The 12920-nt window shown below is 62.7% G+C and carries 12 protein-coding genes; 1 reads left to right on the top strand and 11 read right to left on the bottom strand.

Annotation, left to right across the window (positions count from 1 at the left end):
- Positions 1–46: 46 nt before the first annotated feature.
- The 8 genes from rfaD to cmk form a co-directional block, all read right to left on the bottom strand.
- Positions 47–1051, bottom strand: coding sequence for an ADP-glyceromanno-heptose 6-epimerase (gene rfaD, locus MB84_RS06185; protein ID WP_046291137.1), 1005 nt, complete (start codon positions 1049–1051; stop codon positions 47–49).
- Positions 1048–2037, bottom strand: a complete 990-nt coding sequence (gene rfaE1 / locus MB84_RS06180) for a D-glycero-beta-D-manno-heptose-7-phosphate kinase (RefSeq protein WP_052653014.1) — start codon at positions 2035–2037, stop codon at positions 1048–1050. Before rfaE1 ends, rfaD begins: the two co-directional genes overlap by 4 nt.
- Before the next feature lie 17 nt (positions 2038–2054).
- Complete coding sequence (locus tag MB84_RS06175) at positions 2055–3428, bottom strand: UDP-glucose dehydrogenase family protein (protein ID WP_046291136.1); 1374 nt, start codon at positions 3426–3428, stop codon at positions 2055–2057.
- A 21-nt stretch (positions 3429–3449) separates the two neighbouring features.
- Positions 3450–4625 (bottom strand): lipopolysaccharide assembly protein LapB, encoded by a 1176-nt coding sequence (lapB, locus tag MB84_RS06170; RefSeq protein WP_046291135.1) that lies wholly within the window; start codon positions 4623–4625, stop codon positions 3450–3452.
- 63 nt (positions 4626–4688) lie between these two features.
- The gene (locus MB84_RS06165) at positions 4689–4982 is read right to left on the bottom strand and encodes a LapA family protein (RefSeq protein WP_046291134.1); all 294 of its coding nucleotides are present in this window, start codon (positions 4980–4982) and stop codon (positions 4689–4691) included.
- Between the two features lie 270 nt (positions 4983–5252).
- The gene (locus tag MB84_RS06160) at positions 5253–5546 is read right to left on the bottom strand and encodes an integration host factor subunit beta (RefSeq protein ID WP_017232087.1); all 294 of its coding nucleotides are present in this window, start codon (positions 5544–5546) and stop codon (positions 5253–5255) included.
- Positions 5547–5558: 12 nt separating this feature from the next.
- On the bottom strand, positions 5559–7262 hold the full coding sequence (rpsA, locus tag MB84_RS06155; RefSeq protein WP_046291133.1) for a 30S ribosomal protein S1: 1704 nt from the start codon (positions 7260–7262) through the stop codon (positions 5559–5561).
- A gap of 112 nt (positions 7263–7374) precedes the next feature.
- Positions 7375–8070, bottom strand: coding sequence for a (d)CMP kinase (cmk, locus tag MB84_RS06150; protein WP_211279352.1), 696 nt, complete (start codon positions 8068–8070; stop codon positions 7375–7377).
- A gap of 112 nt (positions 8071–8182) precedes the next feature.
- Here cmk and MB84_RS06145 point away from each other — a divergent pair, with 112 nt between their 5' ends.
- Positions 8183–9508 carry an Nramp family divalent metal transporter gene (locus tag MB84_RS06145; protein ID WP_046291132.1) on the top strand — a complete coding sequence of 442 codons (1326 nt, stop codon included), beginning with the start codon at positions 8183–8185 and terminating at the stop codon, positions 9506–9508.
- Positions 9509–9618: 110 nt separating this feature from the next.
- On the opposite strand, the gene aroA is transcribed toward MB84_RS06145, so the two are convergent.
- From aroA to pheA, 3 genes are read right to left on the bottom strand one after another with little or no spacing between them, the layout of a single operon-like run.
- Positions 9619–10941, bottom strand: coding sequence for a 3-phosphoshikimate 1-carboxyvinyltransferase (gene aroA, locus MB84_RS06140; RefSeq protein WP_046291131.1), 1323 nt, complete (start codon positions 10939–10941; stop codon positions 9619–9621).
- Positions 10941–11813, bottom strand: a complete 873-nt coding sequence (locus tag MB84_RS06135; RefSeq protein WP_046291130.1) for a prephenate dehydrogenase — start codon at positions 11811–11813, stop codon at positions 10941–10943. The genes aroA and MB84_RS06135 overlap by 1 nt, the downstream gene beginning before the upstream one ends.
- A gap of 17 nt (positions 11814–11830) precedes the next feature.
- On the bottom strand, positions 11831–12913 hold the full coding sequence (gene pheA, locus MB84_RS06130) for a prephenate dehydratase (protein WP_046291129.1): 1083 nt from the start codon (positions 12911–12913) through the stop codon (positions 11831–11833).
- Between the last annotated feature and the right edge of the window lie 7 nt (positions 12914–12920).

The following is a 12920-nucleotide window of genomic DNA, read 5'->3' as shown; positions in this document are numbered from 1 at the left end:
CCCCGTCTTTTACTGCTCAACCACCTGTCGACGCTTACTGAGGCACTTACTGCGCCAGCAACCAGCGCACGTAGCGGGATACGCCCTCGCCCACCGTGTAGAACGGCTGCTGATAGCCGCCGACCTGTCGCAGATGGTCGATGTTCGCCTGCGTGAAGCACTGATACTTGCCGCGCAGGGCGTCCGGAAACGGGATGTACTCCACGAGGCCCTGCTTGACCATGTCGTCAAGCGACAGCGCCACTTCGCCGGTCTGCGCGCGCAGCGTGTTGATGACAGCGACCGCGATGTCGTTGAACGGCTGCGCCCGGCCCGTGCCGAGGTTGAAGATACCGCTGCGCTCCGGGTGATCGAAGAAGTGCAGGTTGACCTTGACGACGTCCTCGACCGAGACGAAATCTCGGCTTTGCGTACCGGCGGCGTAGCCGTTGTACTCGCCGAAGAGCTTCACACGACCGTTTGCGCGGAATTCGTTGAAGTTGTGGAACGCCACCGAGGCCATGCGCCCCTTGTGCGCTTCACGCGCCCCATACACGTTGAAGTACCGGAAGCCCGCCACCTGGCTCGGCAGCTTGCCGCCCGCATCACGCATGGCACGGCGCACGATCTGGTCGAACAGGAACTTCGAATAGCCGTAGACGTTGAGCGGCTTCTCGTACTCGCGCGTCTCCACGAAGGTTTCCGACGCACCGTACGTTGCCGCCGACGAGGCGTAAAGCAACGGCACGGTCTGCGCCTGGCACGCCTCGAACAGCGCCCGCGTGTAGCGGAAGTTGTTCTCCATCATGTAGCGGCCGTCGGTCTCCATCGTGTCGGAGCAGGCACCTTCATGGAAGATCGCGCGCACGCGGCCGAATTCGCGGCGTTGAAAGCGTGCGACGAAATCCGTCTTGTCGAGGTAATCGCTGATGTCGCAATCGACCAGATTACGGAATTTGTCGGCGCGCGTGAGGTTGTCGACCGCCACGATGTCGGTCTCTCCGCGCTCATTGAGGGCTTTGACGAGGTTGGCGCCGATGAAGCCCGCGGCGCCCGTCACGATGATGGTCATGTCAGTTCGGAAAAGAGTTCGTTGTAATCGACGGTCGCCGTCCCCAGCTTGCCGACGACGATGCTGCCCGCACGGTTAGCGAGCACCACCGCCTGCGGCAGCGGCAGTCCGGCCGACAGTGACGTGGCCAGCGTGGCGATCACGGTGTCACCCGCACCCGAGACATCGTACACCTCGCGCGCCTGCGCCGGCACGTGGAGCGCGCCATTTTCGGTAAAGAGCGTCATGCCCTCCTCGGAGCGCGTGAGCAGCAGCGCTTCGAGGCCGAGCGATTCGCGCAGATTCTGGGCCCGCGACGACAGATCGTCCTCCGAATGCCAGACGCCGACGACCTGCTGTAACTCGGCACGGTTCGGCGTGAGAATCGTCGCACCTCGATAGCGTTCGTAGTCGTTGCCCTTCGGGTCGACGAGCACCGCCTTGCCAGCCGCACGCGCCGCTTCGATCATCGGCTGCACATGTGTCAGACCGCCCTTGGCATAGTCCGAGAGCAGCACGACATCGTAGCTGGCGAGCAGTTGGCGATATTGATCCAGCACCGCCAGCAGCACTTCGCGCGCGGGCTGATTCTCGAAGTCGATGCGCAGCAGTTGTTGCTGACGTGAGACGATGCGCAGCTTGATGGTCGTGGCGAGATCGGCGTCGCGCGTGACGAATGCCGTCACGCCGCTGGCGTCCAGCATATCGACGATGCGCTCGGCCGGTTCGTCCTCACCAAGCACGCACAGCAGCCCGGCTTGTGCGCCGAGCGACGTCGCCCCCAGCGCCACGTTCGCCGCGCCGCCCAGGCGCTCTTCATTACGCTTGACGTGCACCACCGGCACCGGTGCTTCCGGCGAAATGCGATTGACGTCGCCAAACCAGTAGCGATCGAGCATTACGTCGCCAACGATCAGCACGCGCGCGCGACTGAAGGCCTCGCGTGGCACGTTGGGCACACCCGGCGCCTGAATCGTGCGCGTGAGCGAAGTTGCCGTCGAAGTCATCTGTCTTTCCTTGAAATTCAGGCCGACTGGCCCAGGCCACGACCGATGGCGTGGTACTCGATGCCCAGCTCTTCCATCGCCTCCGGCTCGTAAAGATTACGACCGTCGAAGATCAGCGGCAGCGAGAGCGCCGTCTTCACCTTGGCGAAGTCCGGGCTGCGGAAGGCCTTCCATTCGGTGACGATCACGAGCGCGTCCGAACCGGTTAGCGCGTCGTTTTGCGTCGCACAGAATTCGATGCGGGCATGCGCGTCGGCATCGTCGGCAAAATCCAGCGCGATCACGCGGCGCGCTTCATCGAGCGCCACCGGATCGTACGCCCGCACCCGTGCGCCACGACGCACCAGCTCGGCAATCACGCGACGGCTCGGCGCCTCGCGCATGTCGTCCGTATTCGGCTTGAAGGCCAGCCCCCACAGCGCGAACGTCTTGTCCTTCAGATCGTCGCCGAGACGGGTCACGATCTTGTCGATCAGCACCGTCTTCTGCGTTTCGTTGACGGCTTCCACCGCGTTCAGAATGCGCAACGGCAGGCCGTAGTCTTCGGCGGTGCGCACAAGTGCTTGCACATCCTTCGGGAAGCAGGAACCACCGTAGCCGCATCCGGCGTAGAGGAAGTGATAGCCGATACGCGGGTCGGAGCCGATGCCCTGACGCACGTCTTCGATATCCACACCGACGCGATCGGCCAGATTAGCCAGCTCGTTCATGAAAGAGATGCGCGTGGCCAGCATGGCGTTGGCGGCGTACTTGGTGAACTCGGCGGAGCGCACATCCATGTACAGCGTGCGTTCGTGATTACGGTTGAACGGCGAGTACAGGCGCTTCATCATCGCGCGCGCCTGCTGGCCGTCGGCATCGTCGGCCACGCCGATCACGATACGGTCCGGACGCATGAAATCGTCCACGGCCGCGCCTTCTTTCAGGAATTCGGGATTCGAAACGACGGAGAACTTCACGTCGGCGTTGCGCTTGGCAAGCTCTTCCGTGACTGCCGCGCGCACCTTGTCCGCCGTGCCGACGGGCACCGTCGATTTGTCGACGATCACCTTGAAGCTCCTGGCGTAGCGACCGATGTTGCGCGCTGCCGCCACGACGTATTGCAGGTCGGCCGAGCCGTCTTCATCGGGGGGCGTACCCACGGCGATGAATTGCACGTCGCCGTGGGCGACCGACGCTTCGACGTCCCTCGAAAACTGCAGACGGCCGGCTTCGCGGTTACGCGCGATGACTTCTTGCAAGCCCGGCTCGTGAATCGGTACGCCGCCGTTGTTCAGAATCTCGATCTTGCGGGGATCGACGTCGAGACAGAACACGTCATTGCCGACGTCAGCCAGACAAGCACCCGTAACTAAGCCGACGTAGCCGGAACCGATGATGGTGATCTTCATGATATTGGGGTGTGATAAATCTTACGAAGCCGCCGGCACGTCGGCGCGGCGCGGCGTATAGGTCTCCCAGCCATTACAGCCGGGGCATTGCCAATAGAAAAGGCGCGCACGGAATCCGCACTGGTCGCAGACGTAGCGCGGCAACGACTTGGTGCGTTGCGTGATGAGCTTGCCCATCAGCTGAAGGTCCGACTGCGTGTCGCCCTGCGCGGTGGCGGCGTGCGCTTCAAGCAGACGCGCCATGCCGGGTGCGCTCGGGGCACGGTGCATTTGCTCGCGCATCAGAATGAGCGCGGCCTCCGGACCTTCAAGCGAAACCGTCTTTTCATAGACGATTTCGAGCAGGTCGTCCGAAGGATTCTTGCGCAGCGCCTCGCGCAACGTGGCCAGGCCTTCAGGGGCGCGTCCGAGTGCTTCATACGCCTTCATCACGCGCTTGGCAGCCAGACCGAGATACATCGGATTTTGTTCTTCGATGGTGCGCAATACGCGCAGTGCGCCTTCGGCGTCACCGGCAGCAAGCAACATATCGCCGCGCAACAGCGGCGCACGCACGTTCGCCGGGTTGACCGCCAGCGCGGCATCCAACTCGTGGCCGACGGCGTCGACATCCTTGCGTTGCAGCGCTTCTTGCGCCAATTCGCAATGGAATTGCGCAATTTCCTTGCGATACGAGACGGCCGGATCGAGATCGCTCAGCGTCTCGGCCTCCGCCAGCGCCTTGCGCCATTCCTTCTCGATCTGATAAATCGTGAGCTTCGCGTGCTGTGCCGCTTTCGCGTATGCGCCGGTGTGCAGACGGCTGAACGCGTCTTCGGCGCGGTCGAGCAGACCGGCCTTGAGGAAGTCGTGACCGAGTTCGTAGAGCGCGTGCTCCTGATCGGCCTGCGGCAGATCGTCTCGCGAAAGCAGATTCTGATGCACGCGAATGGCACGCTCCGTCTCACCGCGACGGCGGAACAGGCTGCCCAGCGCGAAGTGCAGTTCGGTCGTCTCGGGATCGAGCTTGGCGACTTCGATGAAGGCGTCGATCGCCTTGTCCGGCTGTTCGTTGAGCAGGAAATTCAGCCCGCGGAAATAGGACGCCGGCAGATTGCGGCTTTCCGAGAGCAGGCTGCGCAAATCCAGTCGCGCGGCGACCCAGCCACAGCCGAAGATCACGGGGATGGCAAGTAGCCACCAAACCTCGAATTCCATGAATGCGTGTTGTCGTTGAAACAGTCGATGAGGATGGCGAGCATCGCGCGCCGCAGCTTCGCCTTAGACCGGCGGCAGCATCGGCGGCTGGTCGCTCGCTTCGGGTGCCCGCTGAGCACGGGCCAGATCGCGTCGCGCACGGCGCAACTCAAGGCGTTGACGCATCAGACTCGGCAACGTGGCGAGCACACCGATGACACCACCGACCACGAAAAACGCCAGGCCGATCATGATGAGCGGCGCCGTCCACGTATGACCCAGGAACAGGTTCAACGTGACCTCGCCCGTGTTGGCGAGCGCCAGGCACAGCAACACCACGAATACGATCAGGCGAACGATCCAAACAATCAGCTTCATGCCGAAAGGCTCCTGCGGCAGGATTGCCGTATGTTTTGCGACTTGGGCCGGCCAAACGTGTCGAGGCGAAACGACGACAGCGTCGAAGCCCTTCCCTACGCACCGGGCCGGCACGTGGGCGTATTGTACCGGATGTGCCCTGTGAGGCGTCGTTCCTGCAAATGCCTTCACATTTCCGGCGCTTGTCCGCACTCGCGGAGCATTGCTGATCGCCGGAGACAAAAAAAGCGCCCGAAGGCGCTTTTTTTGCGTAGTAGATCCCAAAGGGCCTTATTGGTCCGACGCCTTGTGATCAACCCGCTCTCGCAACTCCTTGCCCGGCTTGAAGTGCGGCACGAATTTCTCCGGCACCATCACTTTCTCGCCCGACTTCGGGTTGCGGCCGACGCGCGGTGGCCGACGGTTGAGCCCAAAGCTACCGAATCCGCGGATTTCGATTCGATGACCGCGCGCAAGCGCATCGGCCATCGCGTCGAGAATCGTCTTCACCGCGAAATCGGCATCCTTGAGCACCAACTGGGGAAACCGCGCCGCCAACTGGTTGACCAATTCAGACTTGGTCATAGGCCTTGGACCTTACTGATTCTGGCTGTCCAGCTTGGCCTTGAGCAGGGCACCGAGGTTCGTGGTGCCGCTCGCTGCCGAGCTATCCGACGACATCTTGCTGATCGCTTCCTGTTGCTCGGCCGAATCCTTAGCCTTGATCGACAGGTTGATGTTGCGCGACTTGCGATCGATGTTGACGATCATTGCGTTGACGGCTTCGCCTTCCTTCAGCACGTTACGGGCATCTTCCACACGGTCGTGCGAAATTTCCGATGCGCGCAGGTAGCCTTCGACGTCGTCGCCCAGCGAAACGACCGCACCCTTCGGATCGACGGCCTTGATGGTGCCGTCAACGATCGAGCCCTTGTCGTGGATCGCCACGAACGTGTTGAACGGATCGCCTTCGAGCTGCTTGATACCCAGCGAGATGCGTTCCTTCTCGACGTCGATGCCCAGAACCACGGCTTCGACTTCGTCGCCCTTCTTGTACTTGCGAACGGCTTCTTCGCCGGCTTCGCTCCACGACAGGTCCGAGAGGTGGACCAGGCCGTCGATGCCGCCAGGCAGACCGATGAACACGCCGAAGTCGGTGATCGACTTGATTGCGCCCTTGATCTTGTCGCCCTTCTTGAAGTTGCGCGAGAAGTCATCCCACGGGTTCGGCTTGCACTGCTTCATGCCGAGGCTGATACGACGACGGTCTTCGTCGATCTCGAGCACCATGACTTCGACTTCGTCGCCCAGCTGGACAACCTTGGTCGGTGCAACGTTCTTGTTGGTCCAGTCCATTTCCGACACGTGAACCAGGCCTTCGATGCCCGATTCCACTTCGACGAATGCGCCGTAGTCGGTGATGTTGGTGACCTTGCCGAACAGGCGGGTGCCTTGCGGGTAACGGCGAGCAATGCCTTCCCACGGATCTTCGCCGAGTTGCTTGACGCCCAGCGAGACGCGGCCCTTTTCCTGATCGAACTTGAGGATCTTGGCGGTGACTTCCTGGCCAACCGACAGAACTTCGCTCGGGTGACGCACGCGACGCCATGCGATGTCGGTGATGTGCAGCAGGCCATCGATGCCGCCGAGGTCGACGAACGCGCCGTAATCGGTGATGTTCTTGACCACGCCCTTGACGATCGCGCCTTCCTTGAGCGTTTCGAGCAGCTTGGCGCGCTCTTCACCCTGGGTGGCTTCGATCACGGCACGGCGCGACAGCACGACGTTGTTACGCTTGCGGTCGAGCTTGATAACCTTGAATTCGAGGGTCTTGCCTTCGTACGGGGTCGTGTCCTTGACCGGACGCGTGTCAACCAGCGAACCCGGCAGGAATGCACGGATGCCGTTGACCATCACGGTCAGGCCGCCCTTGACCTTGCCAGTAATCGTACCGGTCACGAGGTCGCCCGATTCGAGGGCCTTTTCCAGTTGCAGCCACGAGGCCAGACGCTTGGCCTTGTCGCGCGACAGCACGGTGTCGCCGTAGCCGTTTTCCAGGGCGTCGATCGCCACGGAAACGAAATCGCCGGCCTGAACTTCGACCTCGCCCTGATCATTCAGGAATTCTTCGATGGGGATGTACGCTTCGGACTTGAGGCTGGCGTTGACGACCACGAAGTTGTGGTCAACCCGAACGACTTCTGCGCTGATGACTTCACCAGCCCGCATGTCTTGACGGGAGAGCGACTCTTCGAAAAGCGCCGCGAAAGATTCGTTGGTCGAGGTTTGCAGGTCGGACATAAAAGTGGATTACGCCGCTGACGTCCGTCTTCCGAGGGGGTTGACGCTAACGTACAACGGTTGGGTTAAAGGTTAGACAAAACCCGGCCGGATGACTGCATGAAACACCCGGTCAGGCGCCTTGCGGGTACTGCACTTGCGCGAACCATTCGAGCACCTGAGCCACCGCCTGATCGACGTTGAGCCCCGATGTGTCGAGTACCCGCGCACCCTCTGCCGGCCTTAGCGGCGCTTCGGCACGGGTACGATCCCGCGCATCACGCGCCTCAAGATCCAGCATGAGACTGTCTATGTTAGCAGAAAATCCTTTTTCTATCAATTGCTTATACCGCCTCTCGGCACGCGCCTGTGGCGTGGCGGTCAAAAAGACCTTCAGATCGGCTTCCGGGAAGATCACCGTACCCATGTCGCGGCCGTCCGCCACAAGGCCCGGTGCCGTCTTGAAGCCCCGCTGGAGCGCCCTGAGCGCCTGGCGTACCGCCTTGTGCACCGCAATACTCGACGCCCGGTTGCCGATCGCTTCTGCTCGGATCGCATCGGTCACATCCTCGCCGGCCAGCCAGATCCGCTGATCGCGAAAACGCACGTCGAGCGTTTCGGCAAGCACCGCCAGTGCGCTGACGTCGTCCGGATCGATCCCGTGGCGTGCGCTCGCCAGCGCGGTCAGCCGATAAAGCGCCCCGCTGTCGAGGTAATGAAAGCCCAGCTCGTCGGCCACACGGTGCGCCACCGTCCCCTTGCCGGATGCCGTCGGGCCATCCACCGTAATGACCGGAATCGAGTCGTCCACCACCGTCAAATCAGGCATCCCTTCGTCTCTGTCTATTCAACACATTAAAAAATAATACTTCCCTTCTAAATAATAATGATTATCATTTAGATGTAGGCGCTGTTAGGCGCCGCCGGAAGATGTCACTGCCATGCAAAGCCGCGATTATCCCTTAGCTGGCCCCGAATGGGTGCCGCCACCCGATCAGCAAAACCGTACGCCGCGTCGCGCGCAGCGATGGATGGGGTTTGCCGGGGCGGGAACGCTGATCGCCGTCGGCTATATGGATCCGGGCAACTGGGCCACGGCCATCGCCGGTGGCGCCCGCTATGGCTACACGCTACTGAGCGTCGTCTTGCTCTCGAGCGTCATGGCATTGTTGTTGCAGTGGTTGGCCGCGCGCGTGGGTCTGGTGACCGGACGCGACCTTGCGCAACTCTCACGTAGCCAGTATAGCCGTCGCACCTCGCTGGCGTTATGGGGGCTTTGCGAGATCGCCATCATTGCCTGCGATCTTGCCGAGATCATCGGCAGCGCGGTGGCGTTGCAACTGCTGTTCGGTCTGTCGTTACCCGTGGGCGTAGTGCTCGCAGGGGCTCTCGCGTTCGCGATGCTGGGGTTGCAAGGCTTTGGGCAGCGACGCCTCGAAGGTGCTGTCGCCGCATTGATCCTGCTGACGGCGGGATGTTTCGCTGCGCAACTGGCGCTCGCCAATCCCGACTGGGGCGCAGCCGCCGCCGGTTTGCGTCCGCGCAGCGAAATCGTGGCGCAGGCGGGCATGCTCTGGCTCGCCACCGGCATTCTCGGCGCGACCGTCATGCCCCACAACCTCTATCTGCACTCGGCGCTGCTTCGCATGCGAGGCGAGACGATGCCCGAACGCACGCCTGCGGCCATGCAGCGTGCGCTACGGACGACCCAATGGGACACCACACTCTCGCTCGGTTTCGCGTTCGTGATCAACGCCGCGCTGCTGATCCTGGCCGCGGCTGTCTTTCATGCGAGTGGGAACACGTCGGTGGAGTCACTTGGCGATGCACACAAGTTGCTCGCGCCGCTGCTCGGCAACCAATGGGCCGGCGTGATGTTCGCGGTCGCATTGCTCGCCTGCGGCCTGAATTCGACCGTAACGGCGACGCTCGCCGGTCAGGTCACGATGGAGGGCTTTCTTAACCTGCGCATGAAGCCCTGGCAACGCGCGCTCATCACGCGCGCGCTGGCGCTTGTGCCTGCCCTGCTGATCGTTGGCCACGGTGGAGAAGCGCAGACGACGAACTCGCTGATCTTCAGTCAGGTCGTTCTGAGTCTGCAATTGCCGTTCGCCGTGATCCCGCTGGTACGGTTTGCCGGTGACGCGAAGCTCATGGGGCAATGGCGAGTGCGCGGGGTGCTACTTGCGACTGCATGGCTGATCGCTGGCGCGATCGTTGCGCTCAATGGCGTATTGCTCTGGCAGACCTTGAGCGGACGAGGATAAGAGCCCGGATAAGGGCACCGACAAGGGCACGAATAAAACGGACTTCGCCGAAGCCATCACGCCTCAGCGAAGATTCGATCCGCGACAATCGTTGATACCCCATCCGGCCGTCATGACGCGACGCGTGCGAACTCCGCGAAGTACGTCGGAAATGTCTTGGCGACGCATTTTGGATCGTTGATGGTGACCGGCACGCCGCCCAGACTCACGAGCGAGAAGCACATCGCCATACGGTGGTCGTCATAGGTGTCGATAGCGGCATTGGCAGTGAGCGTAGCCGGCGGCGTCACCCGCAGATAATCGGCCCCCTCTTCCACCGTCGCACCGACTTTGCGAAGCTCGATCGCCATCGCCGCCAGTCGGTCCGTTTCCTTCACTCGCCAACTCGCCACATTGCGCAGCGTCGTCGTACCGTCCGCGAACAGGGCCGCGACGGCAATCGTCATGGCGGCATCGGGAATGTGGTTGAAGTCCATGTCCACGGCACGCAGCTTCCCCGAGGGCGTGTCGATGCCGTGCACCTCAATGGCGTCGTCGAACATCGTGACGCGCGCGCCCATTGCCGCCAGTGCGTCGACGAAACGCACGTCGCCCTGCATGCTGTCGCGCCCCACACCTTCGACACGCAACGGCCCACCCCCGATAGCACCCGCCGCGAGGAAGTACGACGCCGACGATGCGTCGCCCTCAACACGCACCTCGCCCGGACTGCGGTACTTTGCACCATCGGCATCCGCAGCAGGCAGCGTGAATCGCGACCAGCCGTCCTGACGCACGTCGATCCCGAATCGACGCAGCAGGCGCAACGTGATGTCGATGTACGGTTTCGAAATCAGCTCGCCCTCGACCTCCACAACGATCTCACCCGTCGTGGACGGCAACAGCGGCAACGTCAGCAACAGCGCCGTCAGGAACTGACTGGACACATCGCCGCGCACACGAATCGGGGCGGCAGGCGCGACCACCTCAGCCGGCTTGATATGCAACGGCGGGTACCCGGCATTGCCCAGGTAATCGATCTGCGCGCCAAGCTGACGCAACCCGTCCACCAGATCGCCAATGGGACGCTCGTGCATCCGCGCCACACCCGAGACCTCGTAGTCGCCGCGACTCAGCGACAACGCTGCCGTCAGCGGACGAATCGCGGTGCCCGCATTCCCCATGAAGAGCTTTGCAGCCTTCACCGGGAACACACCGCCGCATCCCTCGACGATGAAATCGCGCGAGTCGCCGACCTGCGTCCACTTCACACCCAGTGCGGCCAGCGCATCAAGCATGACCTGCGTGTCGTCCGACGCCAGCAGCTCACGCACGTGCGTCGTACCGCGCGAGAGCGCCGCGAGCAGCAGTACGCGGTTCGAGATACTTTTCGAGCCGGGCAGACGAAGCGTGCCTTCGGCGTGGCCGTAAGGGCCGAGATCGAGCCTTTCCATTACTTTTCCTGTTGCTTGGCCCAATCCGTTCGCGCCTGACTGGTGCGAGCGAACACAGCCTCGAGACCGGCACCGTCGCCGGCATCGATCAATTGACGCAGTGAGCCGAGGGTGGCGAGATAGCCGTCCAGCTCGGCGAGCAGTGCGTCGCGGTTGGCGACACAGATGTCGCGCCACATCTCCGGGTTCGACGCCGCAATACGCGTGAAATCCCGAAAACCACCGCCAGCGAATCCGAACTTTAGCGCAGCATCCGGAGCGTCGAGGATCTGCGCGATCAACGCGTACGACAGCACGTGCGGCAAGTGGCTGACCGACGCGAACACGTGATCGTGCTGTCGCTCGGTCATCTCCGAGACGCGCGCACCGGTCGCTTCCCACATTGCCCGTACGCGTGCAACATCGTCGGCACGATTGGCCGGTTGCGGGCACAACACGACGCGACGGTCGCGGTAGAGATCGACCTTTGCGGCGTCGACGCCGGACAGCTCGGCCCCGGCAATCGGGTGCCCGGGCACGAAACGCCAGGCCGCATCGCCCAACGCTTCGTGCGCGGCGGCGACGGCGTCCGTCTTGGTGCTGCCAGCATCGGTCACGATCGTCTCACCACTCAGATGCGGGCGAATGGCCGCCAGCAGCGCCGGCGTCTGCGCAACGGGTGCGGCGAGCAGCACGACGTCCGCCCCCGAAACCGCGTCCGCCATCGACGTTGCGGCCCGATCGATCACACCGAGTTCGCACGCGCGGGCGAGCGAGGCTTCGGTCCGGCCGACACCCACGACTTCGTTCACCGCGCCCGCCGCTTTGAGCGCACGTGCCAGCGAACCGCCGATCAGTCCGACGCCGCAGATAACGAGTTTATTAAGAGGCATGGTGGGCGGCCTGTCGTTCACGCGGAACGCGGGTACGACCCGAGCACCTTGCAGTAAGCCGCATTCTGGCGAAGCGCCTCGAGCGCCTTCGCGACATTTTCGTCGTCGCGATGCCCCTCGAAGTCGACGTAGAAGTAATACTCCCACGTACCACTCTTCGCGGGACGCGATTCAAAACGCGTCATCGACACGCCGTTGTTCGCCAGCGGTTCGAGCAACGCCACCACCGCGCCGGCGCGGTTCGGCACGGAGAGAATCAGCGACGTCTGATCGCGACCGCTCGGTGCAGGGTCCTGCGTACCGACGACGACGAAGCGCGTGCGATTATGCGGGTCGTCCTGCACGTGCGAGAAAGCGATTTGAAGTCCGTACTGCGTCGCCGCCGACTCACCGGCAATCGCCGCAATGGACGGGTCGGCTGCCGCCATGCGGGCGGCTTCGGCATTGCTCGACACGGCCTGACGCTCAAGCTGCGGAAAGTGTGCCGTGAGCCAATGCTGACATTGCGCCAGCGACTGCGCATGCGAGCAGATACGTGTCACGCCGTCGAGCGTGCCGGTGCGCGACATCAGGTTGTGATGAATCGGCAGCGCCACTTCGCCACCGATGGTGAGCGGGCTTTGCAGCAACAGGTCCAGCGTGCGCGACACCACGCCTTCGGTCGAGTTCTCGACGGGCACGACACCGAAATCGGCACTGCCCGCTTCGACGGCGCGGAATACTTCGTCGAGCGACGGGCACGGCAGGCCCTTCACGCTCTGACCGAAATAGGACAAGGCCGCTTGCTCACTGTAGGTTCCCGCCGGGCCGAGATATGCCACGGTCATCACCTTCTCCAGCGCGCGGCTGGCCGATATGATCTCGCGCCAGATAGACGCGAGATTGTCGCCGTAAAGCGGGCCGTCGTTGGCTTGCTGCAGACGCGAAATCACCTGCAGTTCGCGCTCGGGGCGGAACACCGCCGCGCCGAAGCGCTTTTTGACCTCACCCACTTCGAGGGCGACGGCCGCACGTTGATTCAACAGCTTGAGCAGCTGCGCGTCGATAGCATCGATTTTCTCGCGCAAGGGGCGCAGCGATGCGTTCAGATCGTCTTCCATGGAGCCT

The sequence above is a fragment of the Pandoraea oxalativorans genome (genome assembly GCF_000972785.3).
Classification (GTDB): domain Bacteria; phylum Pseudomonadota; class Gammaproteobacteria; order Burkholderiales; family Burkholderiaceae; genus Pandoraea; species Pandoraea oxalativorans.
This window is presented reverse-complemented; position numbering and strand designations above follow the sequence as displayed.